The sequence below is a fragment of the Pseudomonas imrae genome, from assembly GCF_046352735.2.
Lineage (GTDB): Bacteria > Pseudomonadota > Gammaproteobacteria > Pseudomonadales > Pseudomonadaceae > Aquipseudomonas > Aquipseudomonas imrae.
This window is the reverse complement of the sequence record NZ_CP110853.2, coordinates 1,216,243-1,241,447: the sequence shown is the minus strand read 5'-3', so window position 1 is coordinate 1,241,447 and position 25,205 is coordinate 1,216,243. Positions and strand designations below refer to the sequence as shown.

General features: G+C 59.3%; 19 protein-coding genes and 1 pseudogene. 14 read left to right on the top strand and 6 right to left on the bottom strand.

The window, feature by feature from the left end; genetic code table 11:
* The first annotated feature begins 161 nt into the window (after window positions 1–161).
* The 7 genes and pseudogenes from OQ460_RS05605 to OQ460_RS05575 all read left to right on the top strand — a co-directional run bounded on the left by OQ460_RS05605 (window position 162) and on the right by OQ460_RS05575 (window position 7,951).
* Complete coding sequence (locus OQ460_RS05605) at window positions 162–680, top strand: RNA polymerase sigma factor (RefSeq protein ID WP_410020881.1); 519 nt, start codon at window positions 162–164, stop codon at window positions 678–680.
* An 82-nt stretch (window positions 681–762) separates the two neighbouring features.
* Entirely contained in the window at window positions 763–1,731 is a 969-nt protein-coding gene (locus tag OQ460_RS05600; RefSeq protein WP_410020880.1) for a FecR family protein, read from the top strand.
* Window positions 1,732–1,848: 117 nt separating this feature from the next.
* On the top strand, window positions 1,849–4,428 hold the full coding sequence (locus OQ460_RS05595) for a TonB-dependent receptor (protein ID WP_410020879.1): 2,580 nt from the start codon (window positions 1,849–1,851) through the stop codon (window positions 4,426–4,428).
* A gap of 139 nt (window positions 4,429–4,567) precedes the next feature.
* The gene (locus OQ460_RS05590; RefSeq protein ID WP_410020878.1) at window positions 4,568–5,176 is read left to right on the top strand and encodes a biliverdin-producing heme oxygenase; all 609 of its coding nucleotides are present in this window, start codon (window positions 4,568–4,570) and stop codon (window positions 5,174–5,176) included.
* Window positions 5,177–5,270: 94 nt separating this feature from the next.
* A complete protein-coding gene (locus OQ460_RS05585) occupies window positions 5,271–5,675 on the top strand; it encodes a YbaN family protein (protein ID WP_410020877.1) in 405 nt (134 codons plus the stop codon).
* A gap of 137 nt (window positions 5,676–5,812) precedes the next feature.
* Window positions 5,813–7,093 (top strand): annotated as a pseudogene (locus OQ460_RS05580) (HAMP domain-containing protein); the annotation flags it as partial.
* 102 nt (window positions 7,094–7,195) lie between these two features.
* Complete coding sequence (locus tag OQ460_RS05575) at window positions 7,196–7,951, top strand: methyl-accepting chemotaxis protein (protein ID WP_410021933.1); 756 nt, start codon at window positions 7,196–7,198, stop codon at window positions 7,949–7,951.
* Between the two features lie 17 nt (window positions 7,952–7,968).
* On the opposite strand, the gene OQ460_RS05570 is transcribed toward OQ460_RS05575, so the two are convergent.
* Window positions 7,969–8,529: a nitroreductase family protein gene (locus tag OQ460_RS05570; RefSeq protein WP_410020876.1), complete on the bottom strand. Its 561-nt coding sequence runs from the start codon at window positions 8,527–8,529 to the stop codon at window positions 7,969–7,971.
* A gap of 148 nt (window positions 8,530–8,677) precedes the next feature.
* Here OQ460_RS05570 and OQ460_RS05565 point away from each other — a divergent pair, with 148 nt between their 5' ends.
* From OQ460_RS05565 to OQ460_RS05535, 7 genes are all read left to right on the top strand, one after another.
* Window positions 8,678–10,108 carry a di-heme oxidoredictase family protein gene (locus OQ460_RS05565; protein WP_410020875.1) on the top strand — a complete coding sequence of 477 codons (1,431 nt, stop codon included), beginning with the start codon at window positions 8,678–8,680 and terminating at the stop codon, window positions 10,106–10,108.
* A gap of 31 nt (window positions 10,109–10,139) precedes the next feature.
* Entirely contained in the window at window positions 10,140–11,204 is a 1,065-nt protein-coding gene (locus OQ460_RS05560) for an imelysin family protein (protein WP_410020874.1), read from the top strand.
* A gap of 2 nt (window positions 11,205–11,206) precedes the next feature.
* Window positions 11,207–12,304 carry a DUF1513 domain-containing protein gene (locus OQ460_RS05555; RefSeq protein WP_410021932.1) on the top strand — a complete coding sequence of 366 codons (1,098 nt, stop codon included), beginning with the start codon at window positions 11,207–11,209 and terminating at the stop codon, window positions 12,302–12,304.
* 267 nt (window positions 12,305–12,571) lie between these two features.
* Window positions 12,572–13,732 (top strand): efflux RND transporter periplasmic adaptor subunit, encoded by a 1,161-nt coding sequence (locus OQ460_RS05550; protein WP_410020873.1) that lies wholly within the window; start codon window positions 12,572–12,574, stop codon window positions 13,730–13,732.
* Window positions 13,729–16,842, top strand: coding sequence for a multidrug efflux RND transporter permease subunit (locus OQ460_RS05545; RefSeq protein WP_410020872.1), 3,114 nt, complete (start codon window positions 13,729–13,731; stop codon window positions 16,840–16,842). Before OQ460_RS05550 ends, OQ460_RS05545 begins: the two co-directional genes overlap by 4 nt.
* A gap of 109 nt (window positions 16,843–16,951) precedes the next feature.
* Window positions 16,952–18,115 carry an efflux RND transporter periplasmic adaptor subunit gene (locus OQ460_RS05540; protein WP_410020871.1) on the top strand — a complete coding sequence of 388 codons (1,164 nt, stop codon included), beginning with the start codon at window positions 16,952–16,954 and terminating at the stop codon, window positions 18,113–18,115.
* A 3-nt stretch (window positions 18,116–18,118) separates the two neighbouring features.
* A complete protein-coding gene (locus OQ460_RS05535; RefSeq protein WP_410020870.1) occupies window positions 18,119–21,145 on the top strand; it encodes a multidrug efflux RND transporter permease subunit in 3,027 nt (1,008 codons plus the stop codon).
* 90 nt (window positions 21,146–21,235) lie between these two features.
* Here OQ460_RS05535 and OQ460_RS05530 read toward each other — a convergent pair whose 3' ends face one another.
* The 5 genes from OQ460_RS05530 to colR all read right to left on the bottom strand — a co-directional run bounded on the left by OQ460_RS05530 (window position 21,236) and on the right by colR (window position 25,005).
* Window positions 21,236–21,463: a hypothetical protein gene (locus OQ460_RS05530; RefSeq protein WP_410020869.1), complete on the bottom strand. Its 228-nt coding sequence runs from the start codon at window positions 21,461–21,463 to the stop codon at window positions 21,236–21,238.
* A complete protein-coding gene (locus tag OQ460_RS05525) occupies window positions 21,463–22,179 on the bottom strand; it encodes a lipopolysaccharide kinase InaA family protein (protein WP_410020868.1) in 717 nt (238 codons plus the stop codon). Before OQ460_RS05525 ends, OQ460_RS05530 begins: the two co-directional genes overlap by 1 nt.
* Before the next feature lie 4 nt (window positions 22,180–22,183).
* The gene (locus OQ460_RS05520) at window positions 22,184–22,864 is read right to left on the bottom strand and encodes a class I SAM-dependent methyltransferase (RefSeq protein WP_410020867.1); all 681 of its coding nucleotides are present in this window, start codon (window positions 22,862–22,864) and stop codon (window positions 22,184–22,186) included.
* 187 nt (window positions 22,865–23,051) lie between these two features.
* Complete coding sequence (locus tag OQ460_RS05515) at window positions 23,052–24,332, bottom strand: sensor histidine kinase (RefSeq protein WP_410020866.1); 1,281 nt, start codon at window positions 24,330–24,332, stop codon at window positions 23,052–23,054.
* Window positions 24,322–25,005 carry a two-component system response regulator ColR gene (gene colR, locus OQ460_RS05510; protein ID WP_003208587.1) on the bottom strand — a complete coding sequence of 228 codons (684 nt, stop codon included), beginning with the start codon at window positions 25,003–25,005 and terminating at the stop codon, window positions 24,322–24,324. The genes OQ460_RS05515 and colR overlap by 11 nt, the downstream gene beginning before the upstream one ends.
* Between the last annotated feature and the right edge of the window lie 200 nt (window positions 25,006–25,205).

The following is a 25,205-nucleotide window of genomic DNA, read 5'->3' as shown; positions in this document are numbered from 1 at the left end:
ACTTTCAGACCGTCGCGGGAGAATATTCGCAACCCACAATGATTTCACTTCACCGGGCGCAAACCATATCCGTTATTACCGCAGCAATGGATATGCCCACCCCTTGCCTTTTACGCTGATGATAAGCATTATCATTCGCTACCAATCGGCCTGGTATCACTGTGAGCCAATCTCGCTTCAATCATGTCTTCCTCACCCAACGGGTGATTCTTCTGCGCACCTTGCAGCGGATGGTGAACAACCCCAGTACCGCCGAGGACCTGCTACAGGAAACCTACCTGCGCGTAACCCGGGCTCTCAGCGAACGGCCGATTGATCATCTGGAACCCTTCGTTTTCCAGACCGCACGCAATTTAGCCCTGGATCATCTGCGCGCCCGCCGGATTCAATCCCGCACTCTGCTCGAAGATGTCCCGATGGACGTCCTGCAAAGTGTCGCCTCCCCCAGTAGTACCCCGGAAGACGCGACCCATGCCGAACAATTGCTGGAGCACCTGAGCGTCAGCCTTGGACAGTTGAGCTCCCGCCAACAGCGGATTTTCATCCTCAGCCGCTTGCATGGCTGCAGCTACCAAGAAATCGCCGATCAACTCGAAATCTCCCTGAGTACAGTGCAAAAGGAGCTGAAACTGATCATGGCGATTTGCGTGGGTGTGGCTGAACGACTCGATCGCCCTTAAGCTTTGTCAGGACAAACCGACAGAAACGTCGCAAAAATGCGCAAGACATTGAATAAAACGTGGCGAAGACCCGAGGAACACCGTGACGGACCCGAATAAACTGCACCCCCATGAGCTCGCGCATGAGGTGTTGCAACATACGGCCATGAACCAAGCCCTCGATTGGCTGATCGCCTTGCAATGCCCGGCGCCCGGCCAGCAAGCCGAGTTCCAGGCCTGGCTGGCCGCCGACCCCGCACATGCCCAAGCCTTCGCCAAGGCCCAGGCCGCCTGGGGTGGTGCGCCCGTCCACAGCGCCGCCGCGGCCCTGAATGCGCCGCGCAAACCCAGGGCCTGGCGCCGCATGAAGCCACACTGGAAACCCTTGGCCACCGCAGCGGTGTTGCTGTTGGGGCTGTTCAGTTTCAGCAATCTGCCGGTGCGCCTGCAGGCCGATCATCTGACCGTGGTCGGCGAACGCCAGCGCGTGCAGCTTGATGACGGATCCAAGGTATTGCTCAACACCAACTCGGCATTCTCCAGCACCATCAATGACCAGCAACGCGTCGCGCGGCTGTACCAGGGCGAAGCGTTTTTCGAAGTGGTCGCCAGCCGTGGCCGGCCCCTGCAAATCGATGCCGGCCCGGTACGCGCCAGCGTCAGTGATACCGCCTTCGCCGTGCGTTACCTCAACGGTGAAGCCCAGGTCCAGGTGCAACGCGGCGATGTCGACCTGAGCACCACTTCCGGCAACAACCGAGTGCGCCTGAGTGCAGGCGAGAGCATCCGCATCGGACCCAAGGGCTTTGGCCAACCGGCCAGGCTCGATGCCAGCAAGGATCTGGCCTGGGTCCAGGGCCGGCTGGTGTTTGAAAACTGCCCGATGAGCGAAGTACTGGCCGAACTGCGGCGCTATTATCCAGGCTGGATCGTCAACACCAATGACCGGCTCGCCAGCGTCGCCGTCACCGGCAATTACCGCCTGGACCAGCCGCTGGATGTGGTTCGTTCCCTCGCCCACATCACCTCGGCCAAACTCTCGGAGTTCCCGGCGCTAGTCATTATCAATTGAGAATAATTATTTTTACTCGTTAGCCCACGCTGGTACGTCTAGTCTTAGCCAATGCAACTGATTCCCATTTGAATCGGTTTCGTAACTATAAGATTCGTACCTTCCGGAGCGCTTTCGATGTCCTCTTGTTTCAACCGCCGGTCTTCGTCGCCCACCCGTCGGCATGGCCTCTCCCTGCTGACTGCCGCCATCCTGCTGGCGGGCAGTCCGGTCATGACGGCCATGGCCGCCGACGCCGCCCCGCGCAGCTACACCGACTACACCTTCAGCATCGAACAGCAATCCCTGGTCTCGGCACTGAACGCCTTTACCGCCGTTACCGGCTGGCAAGTCGGCTTGCCGGCCGAACTGGGCGAAGGCGTTTCGTCCCCCGGCGCGCGGGGTTCGCTGAGCGCAGAAAAAGCGCTGGACCGGCTGTTGGTGGGGACCAACCTGAGCTACCGCAAACTGGGCAACAACAATATCGTCCTGGAAAAGCGCGGGGCGAGTAACACCATTACGCTGCAACAAGTCACCATCAGCGCCACTCGTCAGGAACAAGATGTAAACAGCGTTCCCAGCACTGTCACCGTACATACGCGCGAGGAACTGGACCGCCACAACGTCAACAACATCCGGGACCTGGTGCGTTATGAACCCGGGATCTCGGTCGGTGGTGCCGGTACCCGCTCCGGCAACTCCGGCTACAACATTCGCGGCATCGATGGCGACCGCATCCTGACCCAAGTGGATGGCGTCGAAATCCCGAACAGTTTCTTCAACGGTCCCTACGCCAAGACCCGCCGCAATTACGTCGACCCGGAAATCGTCAAGCGTGTAGAGATTCTTCGCGGCCCGGCTTCGGCCCTGTACGGCAGCAGCGCCATCGGCGGCGCGGTGAGTTATTTCACCCTCGACCCTAGCGACATCATCAAGCCGGGCCAGGACTACGGCGCACGCCTGAAAACCGGCTACAGCTCTGCTGACGAAAGCTGGCTGACCTCCGGCACCGTCGCCGGCCGTGTAAAGGACTTCGACGGGTTGTTGCACCTGAGCCAGCGCAACGGGCATGAAACCGAGTCCTACGATGGCAACAACGCCACCGGCCTGGCGCGCACCGGCGCCAACCCGGAAGACGTGCGCAGCACCAACGTATTGGCCAAGCTGGGCTGGAACTACGGCGATGAAAACCGCTTGGGCCTGACGTATGAGAAGTACAAGGACGATCGCGACGTCAATATGAAGAATGCCGTGGGCGGCCCGTTTGCTGGCGGTCGGGGCTTCAATTTCTACCGTGACCGCAGAGGTAATGACACCATCACCCGCGAGCGCTTCGGTATCGAAAACCGCTTCGCCCTCGACTCGCCGATTGCCGATCACATCAAGACCAGCCTCAATTACCAGATCGCCAAGACCGATCAGACCACCGCAGAAATCTATCAGCCATCGCGCCGTGTTTTGCGCACCCGCGAAACCTTGTACGAAGAAAAACAGTGGGTCTTCGACGCCCAGTTGGACAAGGCCTTCGCGATTGGCGAAACCAATCATGTGCTGACCTACGGCACCACGCTCAAGCAGCAGAAAGTCACCGGCTCCCGGGAAGGCGCCGCCACCTGCCTGGCCGTGGGTGCCGGCTGCACGGCCATCGGCGCGCCCAGCCCGTCCGCTGGCGACAGCGTAAAGAAAGCCAGTGACTTCCCGGACCCAACCATCAACAGCTACGCGCTGTTCGTGCAGGATCAGATCAGTTGGAATGACTGGACCTTCCTGCCGAGCCTGCGCTACGACTATATCCATCTCAAACCCAAGCTGACCGAAGAGTTCCTCAACACCGTCGATCCTCAGCGCCAATATGACCACAGCGACAAAGAGAAAAACTGGCACCGCGTCACGCCAAAGTTCGGCCTGACCTATGCGCTGACCGAGCAGTACACCTGGTTCGGCCAGTATGCCGAAGGGTTCCGCACACCGTCGGCCAAAGCGCTGTACGGGCGCTTTGAAAACCTTGACCAAGGCTACATGGTCGAGCCCAACCCAGACCTCAAGCCGGAAACCAGCAAAGGCGTCGAAACCGGTATTCGCGGCAACTTCGATTCCGGCTCGTTTGAAATTGCGGTGTTCTACAACAAATACCGTGATTTCATTGATGAGGACGCCGCCGTCGCCGGTAGCACTGTGGAGGCCTTCCAGGCGACAAACATCAAGCGCGCGACCATCAAGGGTATTGAAGTCAAAGGACGCATGAGCCTTGACGCACTGGGTGCGCCGCAAGGCCTGTACACCCAGGGTGCGATTAGCTACGCCCATGGCCGCAACGACGACAGCGGCGAGCCGCTCAACAGCGTCAACCCGCTCAAAGGCGTATTCGGCCTGGGTTATGACCAGGAGCACTACGGCGCCCTGGTCAGTTGGACCCTGGTCAAGAAACAGAACCGTGTCGACAGCGCGACCTTCTTTTCGCCGGACGGCAACACCGCGAACGGCCCATTCAAGACACCAGGCTTCGGTGTCGTCGACCTGACCGGTTTCTATAAAGTCACCGACGACCTGACCGTCAACGGCGGCTTGTACAACCTGACCGACAAGAAGTACTGGAACTGGGATGACGTGCGCAGCTACGACGGCGTCGGCGAGGCCGGTGTGACCTCCCCTGCCAGCCTGGACCGCCTGACCCAGCCAGGCCGTCACTTCGCGCTCAACCTGGTCTGGGACATCTGACCCATGCCGCCTCCCTCGCCAGATTCCGCGCTGGCGAGGTGAGGATTTTTTACTGTGCCACGTCTTCTTGTTCGTCTAGTCATTACAGCTCTGCAACTCTTTGGAGTCACAAGGCGCTTCCTCTTCTCAAGGACACAACATGACCGCTTCCCCTACCACAGAACGCCCGAACCTGCGCTCCCAACGCCTGAACCAGATCACCAACGAGCCACACACCAAACTTGATGCATTGGTCAAGGCGCATGCGCCGTTCGAAACCCAGGCCAATTTTGCCCGCTTTGTGGTCGCGCAATACCTGTTCCAATCGGAATTGGCGTCGCTATACAACGATGCAGAACTGATCAAGATTGTGCCGGACCTGGCCGAGCGTTGCCGCGCCGATGCGGCCAAGCTGGATCTGGCCGACCTGGAAACCGACGTTCCGGCAGCGGTGGCCGGCGCACTCAAAAACCCGAGCACAGCCCAAGCCCTGGGCTGGCTGTTCGTCTCTGAAGGTTCCAAGCTGGGCGCTGCGTTTTTGATCAAGCGGGCCGTTGGCCTGGGCCTGAGCGACACCTTCGGTGCCCGCCACCTGGGCGAGCCGGCCGGCGGCCGTGCCGAAGGCTGGAAGCGTTTCACTCGAACCCTTGACGGCCTGGAATTCAGTACCGAAGAAGAGGCCGCCGTGGAGAAAGGTGCGATTGACGCGTTCGTGCGCTTCACCGTGCTGCTGGAACAGGCGTACGCTACGGCCCCGGAAATGGCCTGAGCTTGAGCATCCGTAGCAGTTGTCAGGGCTCGACAACTGCTTCGCGATTGCTTCAAGAGCCTGCTCCCCCCCTTTCATCACCCAAGCTCTTTTCATGACCGGTAAACCTCAATCCTCCTCGCGAATTGCCCGAATCCTGTTCGGCCTGCTGGCCTACGTCAGCCTGGGCATCGGCTTGATTGCGATTGTGGTACCAGGCCTGCCTACCACCGAGTTCATTCTGCTGGCGGCCTGGGCTGCGACCAAAAGCTCGCCGCGCCTAAGTGCCTGGCTGGAAAACCACCGGCTGTTCGGGCCGATCCTGTTCAACTGGCGCAACGGCAAGATCATTGCGCGCCGAGCCAAGGTCAGTGCCACCGCGAGTATGTTGCTGTGTGCAGTGCTGATGCTGGTGATGCTGGATCACGGCTGGCCGATCTACCTGGCAATTGTCGGGATGGGCCTGGGCAATCTGTGGATCTGGTCACGTCCGGAGCGCCGGGCAAGCACCACACTGTAACCCCTACCGCCCATCGCCTGCCCCTCATGAAATCCTCGCCGATGCCGATGTTGCGAGCATAGCGCCGAACGGACTTGGCCTTGGAGTCAGCCCTTGACTCGTCTTGCATACCAATAAGTTCAGACGCGAGTAATGCCATGTTCGACACCCTCTCCATACGCTTGAAAATCGTGCTGCTGTCCGGCCTTTGCCTGTTGGGGGTGATTGCACTGGTTGTCAGCCTGAACATCTACCAGAACAATCAGAATGATCAACTGATCAGCACTTCAAGCTCACGCATGCTGACCGCCAGCGGCGAGAACCTGTTGCAAGCCAAAGCGGCCGAGCAGGCCGTACACCTACAGCGAATCTTCGGCGAGAACCTGCTGGCAGTGACCGCCCTCGCCGACCAGGTCAAGGATTTGCGCAACATGGCGAGCACGCGTTCACTGGAGGCCGCGACCCTGCGTGAAGAGCTCAACCAGCGCATCAAGACCGCCTTTGAACGCAACACCAAAGTGCTCGGTATCTGGCTGTCCTTCGAGCCCGATGCCCTGGACGGCAAGGACAGCGAATTTATCGGTGACAAGCTGCGCGCGTCCAATGAGGCCGGACGTTTTTCCAGCTATTGGAGCCGTGCCGGCGGTGAAAACCTGAACACGGTGATGGTGGAAGCAGATCTGACCAAGACCACCCTCAACCTCAGCGGTACGCCTTACAACATTTGGTATACCTGCCCGCGTGACACCCAACGCACTTGCTTGCTGGATCCGTATGCCGACGAGGTCGCCGGCAAGTCGATGCTGATGACGACGATTTCTCTGCCGTTGCTGGCTGACGGAAAAGTCATCGGCGTGGTAGGCATCGATATCGCCCTTGATGCCCTGCAAGCGGCAGCCGACAGCGCGCAACGCGAGCTGTTCGATGGCGCGGGAAACCTGCAAATAGTGGCCGGCAGCGGTTTGCTGGCGGGTTATAGCGGCCAGGCTGACGAAGTCGGCAAGAACATCGGCGATGTGCTTGGCGCCGATGGCAAACAGATCGTGCAATTGCTAGCCAGCGACACGCGCAAGCTGGTTGATCAAGGGGAAGTGATTCGTGCCGTGTACCCGGTCCGGCCGATTGCCGACGCCAAACCCTGGGGCGTGGTGATCGACCTGCCCAAGCAAGTGCTGCTGGCGGATGCGTCAAAACTGCAGGCAGTGCTCGATGACGCCCAAGCCAGCGGAACCCTGAAGGCGCTGCTGGTGGCCGCCGCCGCCGGGCTGCTGGGTTTGCTGCTGATCTGGCTGACCGCCACCGGCGTCACCCGTCCGATCAACAGCGTGGCAGCCATGCTCAAGGACATTGCCAGTGGCGACGGCGATCTGACCCAGCGCCTGGCCTATACCAAAAAAGACGAATTGGGCGAGTTGGTCAGCTGGTTCAACCGCTTCCTCGACAAGCTGCAACCGACCATCGCGCAAATCAAGCAAAGCATTACCGAAGCCCGTGGCACCGCGGACCAGTCCTCGGAAATCGCCCGGCAGACCAGCGAAGGCATGCAGGTGCAGTTCCGTGAAATCGATCAGGTGGCCACCGCTTCCAACGAAATGAGCGCCACCGCCCACGACGTTGCCAACAGCGCATCCAACGCCGCCAGTGCCGCTCGTGGTGCCGATCAATCGGCGCGCGAGGGCATGTCGATCATCGAGCGCAGCACCCGAGACATCACCACCCTGGCCGAAGAAGTCAGCAAGGCAGTGACGGAAGTTGAAGCCTTGGCAGTCAACAGCGAGCAGATCGGCTCGGTGCTGGAAGTGATCCGCAGCATCGCCGAGCAGACCAACCTGCTGGCACTGAACGCCGCCATTGAGGCAGCGCGGGCTGGAGAAAGCGGGCGCGGGTTTGCGGTGGTGGCGGACGAGGTACGCAACCTGGCCAAACGTACTCAGGATTCAGTCGAAGAGATTCGCCTGGTGATCGAGCGCATCCAGAGCGGCACCCGAGACGTGGTCGCCACCATGCATTCGAGCCAGAGCCAGGCGCAAAGCAATGCCGGGCAGATTCATCAGGCTGTGCAGGCCTTGGGCAAGATCAGCGACGCCGTCACCGTGATCAGCGACATGAACCTGCAAATCGCCAGCGCCGCCGAGCAACAGAGCGCCGTGGCCGAAGAGGTCAACCGCAATGTCTCGGCGATCCGCACCGTGACCGAGACCCTGACTGGCCAGGCTACCGAGTCGGCAGCGATCAGCAGCCAGCTCAATGCATTGGCCAATCAGCAGATGAAACTGATGGATCAGTTCCGGGTGTAAAAACGCCCGTGGCGGGGTTAACGTGCAGGCCAGGCGCTGACAAACGCCGTCAGGTCTTCTTTCACCGCGGTACGTGGCGGATTCTGCGGGGTGCCCAAATAGAGGAAGCCGATCACTTCCTCATTGGCGCCCAGCCCCAGGCCTTTGGCCACATGCGCCGAATAGGACAGCTCGCCGGTGCGCCACACCGCGCCAATCCCCTGGGCGTACGCCGCCAACAGAATGCCGTGGGCTGCGCATGCTGCTGCCAGCAGTTGCTCGGACTTCGGCACTTTGTGTTCTTGCAGGCGGGCGATGACCACCACCACCAGCGGTGCACGCAAAGGGCCATTCTGCGCCTTGTCGATGACGGCTTGCGGGGCCTCAGGGTCTTGCAGGCGGGCGGCTTCGGCGAGCAGGGTGCCCATCTGCTCGCGAGCCGGGCCTTCTACCGTCAGGAAGCGCCAGGGCCGCAGTTGACCGTGGTCTGGCGCGCGCATCGCAGCGGCGAACAGCACTTCGCGCTGTTCGGCGTTAGGTGCCGGCTCCAACAGTCGCGGCACGGAAACACGGTTAAGCAAAGCGTCGAGAGCCTGCATTGGCCACCTCCAGAAAAATGTGCGGCCATTCTAGCGGGAATGACCCAAAAGCGAGCAAACGATAATTGCTCTTATTCAATCCGCCCTGCCCTGTTAGACTTTGCGCCCCGAACTCCATTCACCGCTGCTCGTTTCTCCAGGATCATCGATGCCCCGTTTGCTGCTTCGCTTGTCCGCACTCTTGATGGCTGTGAGCCTGAGTGCCTGCGATGACGCCCCACCTGCGGTTTTTACCCAGGCCGAGCCGGGTGAGGCGCGCTCGGGAGGCAGCGCGACAGTACGCAAGGCTGATCACAATGCCTTTTCACTGCCCTCGGCCAACTTGCCACCGACCCGGCGCCTGGACTTCAGCGTGGGCAACAGTTTTTTCCGCAACCCCTGGGTGATTGCGCCAGCCACCACCACCGCACGGGATGGCCTCGGGCCGCTGTTCAATACCAATGCCTGCCAGAACTGCCATATCAAGGACGGTCGAGGTCATCCTCCCGCCCCCAATGCCAACAATGCCGTGTCGATGCTGGTACGCCTGTCGATCCCGGACGCGCCGCCGTACGCCAGGCTCATCGAGCAGATTGGCGTGGTGCCGGAGCCGATCTATGGCGGACAACTGCAGGACATGGCCGTGCCCGGCGTGGTTCCGGAGGGCAAGGTGCGGGTCGACTACACACCGGTAAACGTTACCTTCAAGGACGGCAGCGTGGTCGAACTACGCAAGCCGACGCTGCAAATCACCCAACTGGGCTACGGCCCCATGCACCCGGATACACGCTTTTCCGCCCGGGTGGCACCGCCGATGATCGGCCTGGGTTTGCTCGAAGCGATTTCCGACGCCGACATCCTGCAAAACGCCAGCAAGCAGCCTGATAAAAATGGCGTGCTCGGTCGTCCGAATTGGGTGTGGGACGACGCAGAGCAAAAAACCGTCCTTGGCCGATTCGGCTGGAAAGCCGGGCAACCGAACCTCAATCAACAAAATGTGCACGCATTCTCCGGTGACATGGGACTGACCACACAGCTGCGACCTTTCGATGACTGCACCGACGCCCAGGTGGCCTGCAAACAGGCACCCAACGGCAATGGCGAGAATGGCGAGCAGGAGGTCAGCGAGAACATCCTGCGCCTGGTGCTGTTCTACACCCGTAACCTGGCCGTACCGGCCCGCCGCGATGTCGACGGGCAACAGGTGCTCGCCGGCAAGACCCTGTTCTATCAGGCCGGTTGCCAGTCGTGTCATACCCCAAGTTTCACCACATCAAGCAACGCCGCTGAACCTGAGCTGGCCAATCAAGTAATTCGCCCCTACAGCGACCTGTTGTTGCACGACATGGGCGAAGGGCTGGCCGACAACCGCAGCGAATTCAAGGCCGGTGGCCGCGACTGGCGCACCCCGCCGTTGTGGGGCATCGGCTTGACACAAAACGTCAGTGGCCACACCCAGTTCCTGCATGACGGCCGCGCCCGCAACCTGCTTGAAGCCGTGCTGTGGCACGGCGGCGAGGCGCAGGCGGCGCAGAAACATGTGCTGTCTTTCAATGCCCAGCAGCGCGCCGCGTTGCTCGCATTCCTGAATTCTCTATAAGCTTTTCCCCAATTATTGAAGGGAGCTCGACATGTTCCGTCCCAAGTTGTTGTTCACCAGCCTTGCCGCGCTAGCCCTCGGTGCCTGCTCGCCCCAGGACCCACAAGCCGTTACCTCGGCAGCCATCGCCAAACAAGTGATCCTGCCGACCTACAGCCGCTGGGTCGAAGCCGACCGACAATTGGCGGTCAGCGCCCTGGCCTACTGCCAGGGTAAGGAAACACTGGAGACCGCGCGCGCCGATTTCCTGCATGCGCAAAAAGCCTGGGCCGAATTGCAGCCGCTGCTGATCGGGCCGCTGGCCGAAGGCAACCGTGCCTGGCAAGTGCAATTCTGGCCAGACAAGAAAAACCTGGTCGGCCGGCAGGTCGAGCAGTTGGCCACTGCCCAGCCGCAGATCGATGCAGCCGCCCTGACCAAGTCGAGCGTGGTGGTGCAAGGCCTGTCGGCTTACGAATACATCCTCTATGACGCCAAGACCGACATCGCCGACAAAGCCCAGAAGGCTCGCTACTGCCCACTGCTGATCGCCATCGGCGAACGCCAAAAGCTATTGGCCGAAGAAATCCTCGCCAGTTGGAACAGCACCGACGGCATGTTGGCGCAGATGACCAAGTTTCCCAACCAGCGCTACGCCGACTCCCATGAAGCCATCGCTGAGCTGCTGCGCGTCCAGGTTACTGCCCTCGATACCTTGAAGAAGAAACTCGGCACGCCAATGGGTCGCCAGACCAAAGGCATCCCGCAGCCATTCCAGGCCGATGCCTGGCGCAGCCAGTCTTCACTGCAAAGCCTGCAAGCCAGCCTCGCCGCGGCCCAGACCGTATGGGTCGGGGTCGACAACAAAGGCATGCGCGGCCTGTTGCCTGCCGATCAAAAGCCGTTGGCCGACAAGATTGATGCAGCGTACGCCAACTCGTTGAAGCTGCTAGCCAGCAATCAGCGCTCCCTGGATCAACTGCTGACCGACGAAGCCGGACGTCAACAACTCAACGCGATCTATGACAGCCTCAACGTTGTCCACCGTCTGCACGAAGGCGAACTGGCCAAGGCGCTGGGCATCCAACTGGGCTTCAATGCCAACGACGGTGACTGATGATGCTCAGGCGACAGGCTTTAGCCATCGGCAGTGTGCTGCTCAGTGCGATCACCCTGGGCGGCTGGACGCTGTTCAAACACAAGGGTAAAAGCCCGCTGCTGCTCTCTGCACGGGATGATGCCGACGGCAAGCACTACGCCGTCGGCTATCGCCTGGACGGCACCCGGGTGTTTGCAACCGAAGTCGGTCAGCGCTGTCACGACATCATCAACCACCCCACCCTGCCGATCGCGCTGTTCGTCGCCCGCCGCCCCGGGACCGAGAGCTATCTGGTGGATCTGCGTGACGGGGCGCTGCTGCAAACCGTGACCGCCCAGGCCAACCGGCACTTCTACGGCCACGCGGTGATCCACAACAGCGGCGAATGGCTGTACGCCACGGAAAACGACACCACAGACCCCGGTCGCGGCCTGCTCGGCGTGTACAGGTTCGAAGGCGAACGGCTGGTACACAGCGGCGAGATCTCCACCCACGGTATAGGCCCGCACCAGGTGTCGTGGATGCCGGACGGTGAAACCCTGATCGTGGCCAATGGCGGCATTCGCACCGAAGCCGAAAGCCGGGTCGAGATGAACCTCGATGCCATGGAACCGAGCCTGGTATTGATGCAGCGCGACGGCACCCTGCTGAGCAAGGAAACCCTGGGCCAGCAAATGAACAGCGTGCGCCACATGGGAATTGCCAGCGACGGCACCATTGTCACCGGACAGCAGTTCATGGGGCCGTCACAGGAGCGCTCCGAGCTGTTGGCGATCAAGCGGCCGGGCCAGCCTTTCGTGGCGTTTCCAGTGGCCGACGAGCAGTTGCAAGCCATGGGGCACTACACCGCCAGCGTCGCGGTACACAGTGAGTTGCGCCTGGTAGCCCTGACCGCGCCGCGGGGCAACCGGTTCTTTATCTGGGACATGGACAGCGGTGAGTTGCGCCTGGACGGACCACTGCCAGACTGCGCCGGTGTCGGCGCGGTGGCCAATGGTTTTGTCGTGACCTCGGGCCAGGGCCGCTGCCGCTTCTACGATTGCCGGCAGCAACCTCTGGTGGCCAAGCCCCTGGACTTGCCGACCGGGCTCTGGGACAACCATCTGCATCTGATCTGATGCCAAATCCGCATTGACCTCATCGCTCCCGGGCCAACGCTTGGGAGCGTATTCATCCTGCCCCGGCGGCACTCAACGCAAATCCTACAAAGTCTGTGAAGTATTCCCTCGATGAGAGGCCAGAACTCCCTCAGATACTCGCGACTTTCCGCCTTATAACACCCTCCTTTCTCGTGAAAACTGTGGAGTTCAACGTGCCAACGAGCGCTCCTGCATGCTCGTCCTACGCTCCAACCCGCACGAAATCGCCATCACAAGGAAGCAACTATGCCAGGCCGTCGGATGATTACCATGCTAAGCATCGTCCTGACGGTCGTGCTGATGCTCGCCAGCTATAAAGCGTTATGGATTTACCAACAGCTGCAGCTTCTGCATGCGCCGAAGCCGCCCGTCAGCGTGGCGGTCTCCAGTGCATTCGAAAAGCCTTGGCAGCGTCAGTTGCCAGCGGCGGGCACGCTCAAGGCGTTGCAAGGCATCAACCTGAGTATCGAGGTACCCGGCGTCGTCACCCATCTGCACTTCGATTCGGGACAAGAGGTCAAGGCAGGGCAAGTCCTGCTGCAACTTGAGCATCAGACCGAGCAGGCAGAGTTGGACGTGGCCCTGGCAGATCGGAGCCTGGCGCAGCAAAACTTTCAACGTGGTCAGAGCCTGGTGGCTATCAACGCCATCTCCCAAGGCGAATTTGACCGACTCTCCGCCGAACTCAACCGCAACAACGCCCTCGTTGCACAACGCTGCAACGCGCTGAAAAAAAAACGTATCGTCGCACCGTTCAACGGCACCATCGGTATCCGCCAAGTCAGTATTGGTGACTACCTGCAAAGCTCCACGGTGATCGCCAGCCTGCAGGATACCCATAGCCTGTACGTTGACTTCCATATCCCCGAGCAAGCCGTTCAACTGATCAAGGTCGGCCAATCGGTACGGATTGAAGTCTCGGCCCGTCCAGGACTTTTCAGCTTGGCCACTGTCAGTGCCATCAACCCCATAGTCGATGACGACACTCGAAATGTGTTGGTACGCGCCACGCTGGCCAACCCGACCAACGATCTGCTGCCGGGCATGTTCGCCCACTTGCAGGTGTTGTTGGGCAACCCGACATTGCACATCGTGACCCAAGAGAGCGCTATCGCATACAGCCCATATGGCCAGTACGTGTACGTGGTGACATCACGCAAAAACAGCGAGGAGCGCGACGATTTGAATGGCGAGCGCGTACCGGTCCTGATCGCCGAACAACGCCTGGTCGAAACCGGCGAGCGACGCGACGGTGACATCGTGATTGTCAAGGGCCTGGCAAAGGGTGAACAGATCGTCACTGCCGGCCAAATCAAACTGGAGCATGGCACACCTGTGCACATCAGCATTGATCGCAATCAGCCAGATGAACGGCCCCTGACAACTGATCGAGAGAACGCCGAATGAGGTTCACCGACCTGTTTATCCGCCGCCCCGTGCTGGCCCTGGTCGTCAGTCTGTTGATCCTGCTGCTGGGATGGCAGGCCTATGAGCAACTGCCGCTTCGCCAGTTCCCGCAGATGGAAAGTGCACTGATTACGGTGACCACGATTTCTCCGGGCTCCAGTGCCGAAACCGTCCAGAGCCACATCACTCAACCACTGCAAAAAAGCCTGGCAAGCGCGCAAGGTATCGACTACATGCACTCCTCCAGCCGCCAGAACGTTTCCATTATTTCAATCTATGGTCGGGTCGGCGCCGACAGTAACCGTTTGTTCACCGAATTGCTGGCCAAGACCAACGAAGTCCGAAACCAGCTACCCCAGGAGATTGAAGACCCCGTCCTGAGCAAAGTCGCAACAGATAACACCGCACTCATGTACCTGAGTTTCTCCAGCGACACCATGAACAACGCCCAAATCAACGACCTGCTGCTTCGGGTAGTCCAGCCTCGGTTGGTGACACTGCCAGGCATGGCCGAGGCGCAGATCATCGGCAACCAGAGCTTTGCCATGCGCCTGTGGCTTGACCCCTTCAAACTGGCAGGGTTTGGTTTAAGCGCCGGCGATGTGACCCAGGCAATCAAGCGCCACAACGTACAGCCCATCGCCGGCGACGCCACTGGCGAATTTGTCGTCACCAGCGTGACGGCCAATACCGAACTGCAATCGGCTGAAGGCTTCAGGGCCATCACCTTGAAAACCGACGGCGATAGCCAGGTCCGTCTCGGTGATGTGGCGCGGGTGGAGTTGGGCTCGCAGAATTACGACAGTTTCAGTACGTTCAAAGGCCTTCCGGCGACCTATGTCAGCATCAAACCGGCACCCGATGCCAACCCGCTGGAGTTAGGCAAGCGAGTACGCGAACTGATGCCCCAGCTGCAGGCGCAGTTACCCCGCAACCTGCAAGCGGATATCGCCTACGACTCGACGCTGTATATCAACGCCTCTATCGACCATGTGCTGTCGAGCCTGATGGAAGCCATTCTGATTGTGGTAATAGTGGTGTTTTTGTTTCTTGGCTCTTTGCGTTCGGTGGTGATTCCCGTCATCACCATTCCCCTGTCACTGGTCGGTACGTTGTTCTTTATGCAACTGATGGGTTATTCCATCAACGTCCTGACGCTGCTTGCAATGGTCCTGGCCATCGGCCTGGTCGTCGATGACACCATCGTGATGATGGAGAACATTCATCGGCATATCGAAAAAGGCAGATCCCCCCTTGAGGCCGCGATCAAGGGCGCAAGGGAGGTATGCATGCCGGTGATATTCATGACCATCACCCTGGCTGTGGTGTATACGCCTATCGGCTTCCTGCAGGGCTTGACCGGTGCGCTGTTCAAGGAGTTTGCCCTGACCCTGGCCGGCGCGGTGGTGATTTCCGGCATCGTGGCGCTGACACTGTCGCCGATGATGTGCGCCATGCTGCTGCGCCCTGAAGAACAGTCTCGGGGTCTGCCTCTGGTCCTGGATCGGTTTTTCAACAATCTGAAGCAGCGCTATCAGCGCCGGTTGCGTCAGATCATGGAGGCGCAATCGGTAGTCATCGTGTTCGCCCTACTCGTCCTCGGACTGATCCCGGCCATGCTCACATTCACCCTCTCGGAGTTGGCGCCCGATGAGGACCAGGGCCTGATCTTTATCCTTTCCAGCGCTCCGCAACCCACCAACCTTGCCTATCTCAATACTTACACCCAGGACTTTATCGAGCAGTTCAAGACCTTGCCCGAGTACCAGGCCTCCTTCCAGATCAATGGCGTGGATGGCGTACATTCAGGCGTAGGTGGTTTCCTGCTGCAACCCTGGGATAAGCGCGACCGCACACAGATGCAGGTTCTGCCGCAATTGCGCAAAAAGCTGAATAGTATCCCCGGCCTGCAAGTCTTTGCCTTTAACCTGCCCTCCTTGCCGGGTACTGGTGAGGGGCTACCTTTTGGCTTTGTCATCAGTTCCCAACAGGACCATGAGTCGATGCTGGGCATGGCCGAACGCGTCAAGCAACGTGCGATCGACTCGGGGAAATTCGCCTATGTGGATATCGACCTGGCATTCGACCGGCCCGAAGTGGTGATCGACATTGACCGGGTCAAGGCCGCGCAAATGGGCGTTTCCATGGAAGACCTGAGCCTGACCCTGGCGACCCTGTTGGCTGAAACGGAAATCAACCAGTTCAGGATTGATGGCCATCTCTACAAAGTAATTGCCCAGGTCGAGCGTACCTACCGAGATAATCCAGACTGGCTGAATCACTACCATGTAAAAAATGCCAAAGGCCAATTATTGCCTTTGTCGACACTAATCACGGTTTCCAGCCAGCAGGTACGAGCGCGGCAGTTGAATCAATTCCAGCAACTCAATTCGGTGCTGGTGTCAGCGTTCCCGATTGTCGGCATGAGCAACGCACTTGAGACCCTGCAAACCATCGCAGGCGAGGAGGCCCCGGTGGGTTACACCTTCGATTACAGTAACGCCACGCGCCAGTTTGTCCAGGAGGGGAATGCGCTATGGGGCACTTTCGGTCTGGCATTGGCGATCATCAGCCTGGTGCTGGCGGCACAGTTTGAAAGCCTGCGTGACCCGCTGGTGATACTGGTGACGGTGCCGCTGTCGATATGCGGCGCATTGATTGCTCTGTTCCTGGGCTGGTCTACCCTGAACATCTACACGCAAATTGGCTTGGTCACATTGATCGGTTTGATCAGCAAACACGGCATCCTGATCGTCGAATTCGCCAACCAATTGCGCAAGGAACAAAGCCTGTCCCCGCGAGCAGCCATCGAGGAAGCCGCAACGATCCGCTTGCGGCCGGTGTTGATGACGACAATAGCCACCGTACTGGGCGTGATCCCGCTGATTTTCTCCAGCGGTGCGGGTGCGGTCAGCCGGTTTGATATCGGCATGGTGATTGCCACTGGCATGTCGATCGGAACCTTGTTCACCTTGTTCGTCCTGCCGTCTGTGTATACAGCGCTGGCCACGGACGACAACCGACGCCAACGCTCTGAAACAGGCTCTCACGGGAAAGGACTGACAGCTTTCCCCCCATCCCCCACGACACCTCGTAACCGTGGAGCTTGAGTCCGTTCGCCGGGAGTGAAACTTACCAGTTGGAATCCCCCTGAAACTCGGAGTAATGTGCCGAAACGTTCATTTTAGTCTGTCTCAGTTTTTTCCAAGGAACCGGAATATGCTGCGTCGTCGCATGCTCATCATGTTGGCTGTTGTCCTGCTGATCATCCTGCTGCTGGGGGGCTACAAAGCCTTCTCCATCTACCAGCAGATCCAGGTTTTTTCCGCCCCCAAGCCACCGATCAGCGTGGCCGTCGTCACGGTGGTCGAACAGCCATGGCAACAGCGGTTGCCAGCGGTGGGCACGCTCAAGGCGCTGCAAGGGGTCAGCCTGAGCCTGGAGATCGCGGGCACCGTCAAGGAGCTGCAGTTCGAGTCGGGGCAGAAGGTCAAGGCCGGGCAACCGCTGGTGCAACTCGACAGCGCAGTGGAAAGCGCCCTGCTGCAAACTGCCCAGGCCGACCTGGGGTTGGCCCAACTGGATTATGGCCGGGGCAGTCAACTGGTGGGCAGCCAGGCAATCTCCAAAGGCGAGTTCGACCGTCTCTCGGCGCAATTGCAAAAGAACAAGGCCACGGTCAACCAACTCAAGGCGTCCCTGGCCAAGAAACATATTGTCGCGCCGTTCAGCGGCACCATCGGTATTCGTCAAGTAGATGTCGGTGACTACCTGGCCAGCGGCACGGTGATCGCTACGCTGCAGGACGTCAGCAGCCTCTACGTCGACTTCTACGTTCCCGAACAGGCGGTGCCCAAGGTGGCCGTCGGCCAAGCGGTGCAGGTGGAAGTCTCGGCCTACCCCAAGCAGACATTCCCTGGCACCATCAGCGCTATCAACCCCAAGGTCGAGGACAGCACACGTAACGTGCTGGTACGCGCCACCCTGGCCAACCCCGACAACCAACTGCTACCGGGCATGTTCGCCAGCCTGCAGGTCCTGCTGCCCGACCCGATGCCACAGGTCGTCATACCGGAAAGCGCAATTACCTACACCCTTTACGGCAACTCGGCGTACGTCGTCGCGCAGAAAAAGACTGAAGACGGCAGCATCGAGAAAGACTCCGACGGCCAGCCGATCCTGATTGCCGAGCGACGATTCATCGAGACCGGTGAGCGTCGCGGTGGCCTGGTGCTGGTGAGCAAGGGCCTGGACAGTGGCGAGCAAGTGGTCAGCGCCGGCCAGATCAAGTTGGACACTGGCGCCCATATCACCATTAGCCCGGACAAAAACCTGCCGGCTGCTCCTGGCCAACCTCCGCACACCGACGGTTCAAGGAACTGAGCCATGGCGTTTACCGACACGTTCATCCGCCGCCCGGTATTGGCCATGGTGGTCAGCCTGCTGATTGTGCTGCTGGGTTTCCAGGCCTATAGCAAACTGCCGCTGCGCCAATACCCGTCCATGGAAAACGCCCTGATCACGGTCACCACCGCTTACCCCGGGGCCAATGCCGAGACCATCCAGGGCTATATCACACAACCGTTGCAGCAAAGTCTGGCGAGCGCCGAAGGTATCGACTACATGACCTCGGTCAGTCGCCAGAACTTTTCGGTGATTTCAATCTATGCCCGCATCGGTTCCAACAGCGACCGACTGTTCACCGAATTGCTGGCCAAGGCCAATGAAGTCAAGAACAAACTGCCGCAAGACGCCGAAGACCCGGTGCTGAGCAAAGAAGCCGCAGACGCCTCGGCACTGATGTACATCAGTTTCTCCAGCCAGCAACTGAGTAACCCACAGATCACCGATTACCTGTCGCGGGTGATCCAACCCAAGCTGGCGACTCTGCCGGGCATGGCCGAGGCCGAGATCCTCGGCAATCAGGTATTTGCCATGCGCTTGTGGCTTGACCCGGTAAAACTTGCCGGCTTCGGTTTGAGTGCCAGCGACGTCACCGACGCGGTGCGCCAGTACAACTTTCTCTCTGCCGCTGGCGAGGTCAAAGGCCAATACGTGGTCACCAGCGTCAACGCCAACACCGACCTCAAGACTGCCGAGGCCTTCGCCGCCATTACCGTGAAGACCGACGGCGACAGCCGAGTCCTGCTCAGAGATGTGGCCCGAGTGGAAATGGGCGCAGAAAACTACAACGCCATCAGTTCCTTTGGCGGCACGCCCTCGGTGTATATCGGCATCAAGGCGACACCCAGCGCCAACCCGCTGGATGTGATCAAGGAAGTACGCAAGATCATGCCGGAGCTGGAATCCCAGCTGCCGCCCAACCTCAAGGCAGAAATTGCCTACGACGCCACGCTGTTCATCCAGGCCTCCATCAACGAAGTGGTGAAGACCTTGTTTGAGGCGGTACTGATCGTGATCGTCGTGGTGTTCCTGTTCCTTGGGGCATTGCGCTCGGTGGTGATCCCGGTGATCACCATTCCGTTGTCGATGATCGGCGTGCTGTTTTTCATGCAACTGATGGGTTACTCCATCAACCTGCTGACGTTGTTGGCAATGGTCTTGGCCATTGGCTTGGTGGTGGATGATGCGATTGTGGTGGTGGAGAACATCCACCGCCATATCGAAGAGGGCAAAACCCCGCTGGATGCGGCATTGGAGGGCGCGCGGGAGATTGCCATGCCCGTGGTGTCGATGACCATCACCCTGGCAGCGGTCTACGCGCCCATCGGCTTCCTTGAAGGGCTGACAGGTGCGCTGTTCAAGGAGTTCGCCCTGACCCTGGCCGGTGCGGTGGTGATTTCCGGCATCGTGGCGCTGACCTTGTCACCGATGATGTGCGCACTGCTGCTGCGCCACGATGCAAACCCCACGGGGCTGGCCCATCGCCTGGACCGGATCTTCGAAGGCCTCAAGCGCCGCTACCAGGCAATGTTGCACGGTACCCTGAACACCCGGCCGGTGGTGATCGTGTTCGCGCTGATCGTACTTTGCCTGATCCCGGTCTTCCTCAAGTTCACCCAGTCACAACTGGCGCCGGACGAGGACCAGGGCATCATTTTCATGATGGCCAGCGCACCGCAGCCGACTAACCTGGAATATCTGAACACTTATACCGACGAATTCATCACGATCTTCAAGGAGTTCCCGGAGTACTACTCTTCGTTCCAGATCAACGGTTTCAACGGCGTGCAATCGGGCATCGGCGGTTTCCTGCTCAAGCCGTGGGACGAACGCAGCCGTACGCAAATGGAAATCCTCCCCGAAGTCCAGAAGCGCCTGGAGCAGATCCCGGGCCTGCAAGTGTTCGGCTTCAACCTGCCTTCCCTGCCCGGCACAGGCGAAGGCTTACCCTTTGGATTTGTGATTAATACGCCCAACGACTACGAGTCCCTGCTGCAGGTCGCCGACCGAGTGAAAAAACGCGCCATGGAGTCCGGCAAGTTTGCCTTTGTCGATATCGACCTGGCCTTCGACAAGCCGGAAGTGGTGGTAGACATCGACCGCGCCAAGGCCGCGCAGATGGGCGTATCGATGCAAGACCTGGGCGGAACGTTGGCGACCCTGCTGGCGGAGGCCGAGATCAACCGCTTTACCATCGATGGCCGCAGCTACAAGGTCATCGCCCAGGTAGAGCGCGCCTACCGTGACAATCCTGAGTGGCTGAGCAATTACTACGTAAAAAACACCCAGGGTGAATTGGTGCCGCTGTCGACCTTGATCAGCGTCACCGACCGCGCCCGCCCCAGGCAGTTGAACCAGTTCCAGCAACTCAACTCGGCGCTGATCTCGGGCTTTCCGATTGTCAGCATGGGCGAGGCCATCGACACCGTACGCCAGATCGCGATTGAAGAAATGCCTGCTGGCTACGCCTACGACTACAGCGGGGCGTCACGCCAATTTATCCAGGAAGGCAGTGCGTTATGGGTCACGTTCGGCTTGGCGCTGGCGATCATTTTCCTGGTACTGGCCGCGCAATTCGAGAGCTTTCGTGATCCGCTGGTGATCCTGGTGACGGTGCCGCTGTCGATCTGCGGGGCGTTGATTCCGCTGTTCCTCGGCTGGTCAAGCATGAACATCTACACCCAGGTGGGGCTGGTGACGTTGATCGGGCTGATCAGCAAACATGGGATTCTGATCGTTGAGTTTGCTAACCAATTGCGCAAGGACAAAGGCCTGACGCCGCGTGAGGCCGTGGAAGAAGCCGCAGCGATTCGCTTGCGCCCGGTGCTGATGACAACGGCGGCGATGGTGTTTGGCATGGTGCCGTTGATATTTGCCACCGGGGCTGGCGCTGTGAGCCGGTATGACATCGGGATGGTGATTGCTACCGGGATGTCGATCGGGACGCTGTTTACGTTGTTTGTATTGCCCTGTGTGTATACGTTGTTGGCCAGGAAGGATCAGGGGTGATAGGTGCCTATCCGTTGCTGTGGCCAGGACGGATAGGCAAAAAAAAGGCCTCGAAACAATCCGAGGCCTTTTAATCGTTCACAAAATTTTTCAACTCGCTGGCCCCATCCCTTGGGACATCCCAAACATAAACAACAACAGCTGATGATCCGGCTGCGTCGCACTTGTCACCTTCGCGATCCGTGGCAACGGGCATTGCCCGCCACCGTGCACCGCACTCAGGACTTCTGTACGTGGCTGCTCCCAGGCAGCCACTGCCAAGGACGCAACGCCCAAGGCCGCCAACAGAAACAAACCTCGTGCTATTTCTAGCTTCATCAGGTTAAACCTTTGATAGCGCTGCCAAACGCCGCTTCGTAAAAGTAGCTGAGTTTTTGCCAATCGGAAGAATTCCACGACGAATGGCGCCGCAATTGCTGCATGTCATGGGAAGCAGCCTGACGCGCGGTCAGGCGCTGGCGGCATTTCTCGAAGTCCAGCAGGGCCACTTCAACCACCGCCGCATCACCTTCGCCGCTGACCCTGACAAAAACGTGCTTGATGTAAAGACACCCGTGCTGCCAACGCCCCTTGTGCATGCGCACCAAGGTTTGCGCCAGCTCTTGGAGCAGGCGTTCATGTACCAACTCGCCGTAGCGCTCACGCCCACCTGCGGCATACCAATTTTCGATTTCATCAAAGCCATCCAGCGACGCAGTCACCAGCAGGGCTTTCCATTGATGCTCAGGGTCACGGCGAGCTTCGCAAAACACCAATTCCGGTACGCGCACATTCAAATGCCGCAGCCCCATAAGGGCATCGCGCTCGCGCAGCACGGTTGGACGTCCAAAAGGATGAAGCCAGCTGCGGTAGATGTGGCCCGTCTGGCGCTTGCTATAGAGCAGACGTCCATTGGGGCCCATCACACGCTGCACACCACTTTCACCGCCTCGGCGAACATTTGGCTCCTCGACCCACTCGCCCTTCAGACGCCAGAAATAATCAAATCGCTCTTGGGGAGCGACTTCACTACCTGCTACGCACTCAACTGCCATCCTGTTACCTCTTACGCAATACATACACACGCCACATGGCGTACAACGGTATGAAATCCAGGTGTTCCTGAACACGGAAACCGGCCTGCTCGAACTCTGCCTCGACAGTAGCAGTCGGTAACACAAACCGATTTTGGTAACCTTCCTGCTCACCCTTTTTGCGACGTCGAACCTCGGAGCGCTTGCGTTTCCAGGCCTTGAAATTGCCATCCACCCACAACGAAACAATCACGCTATCGCGGGTCACCCGATAAAACTCGCGCAAGATCCCCAGCCTGTGCTCAGGATCACCAATGTGATGCATGAGACGCATGCAGAAGATGTTGTCCACTGCGTTATCCGGTAAATCGATATCAAAGGCCGACGTCTGCAAAGGCCGTACCCGTTTCACCACGTCAGCCGGTTGAGCCACCGTAGCAACCTTGAGCATCGACTCGGAATTGTCGGCACCGATAATCACGCGATTGGGTTTTTCTGCAAGCAACGGCCAAAAACGCCCTGCACCACACGGCAGATCCAGCACCAGGCCAGGCTCACCAGCCATGGCCAGCGCACCTCGGGCAAGTTGTTCGTCACGCTTGTGGGACAACCGACGAGCCAAATTGTCCTGATGTTTGAGCAAATAATTCTGGGCGTGCTGATCGTCGTACTTTTCGGAAAATTCGAGCTTGATCGGGCTAGACATCGACTGCCTCCTGTTACTGATGCCTACAACCTTAAGCAGTTGCGTGTCATCCCGAGGTCAATCGATTGTGAAAAAAACGTCCCGTCCAACGGTAAAACATTACAAAGCTTTACAGTTAAAAGCCATAGCAGGATGCCATCTTCGTCGAACCTACGGCATTCTGCCATCCAGGAAGGCAGAAAAGGCCTCAGGCCTTGACCGGCATCAACTCAACGTGGAACCGGCAACCATTGGGCTCCATGGTGCTCAGACTGACCACCCAGCCCTGGTTCTCACAGATTCGCTGCACCAGGGATAACCCCAGCCCCAAGCCGTCACCGCGTTTTTCATTGCCGCGCACGAAGGGTTCGAACATGGCTTCGCGCTTGTCTTCAGGGATCCCCACGCCGGTGTCTTCCACCACAAACCCGGTGGGCTCCAGGGTCAGGCGGATAAAACCTTGTTCTGTGTAATGCAGGGCGTTGCGCAGCAGGTTGCCCATCACGGCATGCAGGAAGGTGGCGTTGTAGCGGGTTTCCAGAGGATTGCCCGGCTGGTAGAACAGTTCGATACCTTTGCGTTCGATCGGGTCGCGCCAGATCCCCAGCAGGCCTTCAGCCACCTGGGCGAGGTCGACTTGGGGCGCCATGGTCGTGTCGTCGTGCTGGGCACGGGCCAACATCAGGAATGTCTGCACCAGCTCGCGCATCTCTTCACAGGCCCGGGCGATTCGCTCGACTTGTTTGCGGCCCCGGGAATCGATGGCAGGGTTTTCCAATAGCAGTTCGCATGAACTGGCCAATACCATCAGTGGCGTGCGCAGTTCATGGCTCACATCGCTGGTAAACAGACGCTCGCGGTTGAGCGCCTGGCGCAGACGGCCAAGGGTCGCGTCGAACGCCACCGCCAATTCCCCCACTTCGTCGGCCGCATAGTCGGGAGCCAGCGGGGGCGCCAGGCCGAGCAACTGGTCACGGTGACGCACCTGACGAGCCAGGCGTACCACGGGCGCCATCACTTTGCGCGCCAGCACCCAGCCGAGGAATACCGCCAACGCAAGACTGAGGACAAACCCCACCAGTACCACCGCGAACAATACCCGCTCGCGCTCTTCGAAATCGCTCTGGTCCTGCAGCAGCACATAACGCCGACCATCCACGATCTCGACCATCGCATGGTAGGAAAGCGCCTCACGAAATACTTCATGAAAGCCTGGGTCCAGGTGCCGCAAATCTTTCGGAAGCTCGAACTCTCCATGTCCACCGCTGAAATAGAACAGCTGGTCAGGCTCGGGCCGATGGCGCCAGTCCTCGACGCTGTCCATCAACAACAAACGTTGCAGATCACCCCCCAGGCCTGCCGATATCAGTTTTTCTTCCACCAGGTGCACGGTGGCGACGATGCCCATGGCGAACGCCCCCGCTACCAACGCACTCATCAGCGCAAAGGCGATGATGATCCGTTGGGCAAGGCTTTGCTTAAACTCCATCTCGACCCTCGGCCAAGCGATAGCCCACGCCATGTACCGTCTGCAACAGTGGTTTGGCGAAAGGCTTGTCGATCACCTGGCGCAATTGGTGAACATGGCTGCGCAGGCTGTCGCTGTCCGGACAGTCGTCGCCCCACAACGCTTCTTCGAGAATCTCGCGGCGCAATACATGCGGGCTTTTCTGCATCAGCACCGCCAGCAGTTTCAGGCCCACCGGATTAAGCTTGAGCAGGCGCCCTTCGCGGGTCACTTCCAGGGTATCGAGGTCGTAGTTCAGGTCGCCGACCTGCAACGCCCGCCGACCGCCACCTTGAGCACGGCGCAGCACGGCTTCGATGCGTGCGGCCAGTTCCGACAGCGCAAACGGTTTGAGCAGATAGTCATCGGCGCCGGATTTGAAGCCTTGCAGGCGGTCATCCAACTGGTCACGCGCCGTCAACATGATCACCGGTGTGTCGCGGCGCGCATCTTCGCGCAGGCGCTTGCACAGGGTGTAGCCGTCGATACCCGGCAGCATGATGTCGAGCACGATCAGGTCGTAATGCTCTGTGGCGGCCAGGTGCAGCCCCGACAAGCCATCCTGCGCACAATCGACGGTGTAGCCCTTGAGCCCCAGGTAATCAGCCAGGTTGGCCAGAATATCGCGGTTGTCTTCAACCAGTAGAATTCGCATGGGCATGTCTCCGTACGCGGTAACGGCCGTGGTGGCTCGCGCAGCTTAAGGCCTAGTCCGGCTTGCGGCTAGGGTCGGCGTAAGACTCTATGCAGTTTTTCAACCGATTGCCGTGACTCACAAGTTTTTCACTATCAGTTAACGCAACGTGCACAGCCTGGGTGTCAGGCTTGTGTGCCATTGCGTCGATCACAAGAGCG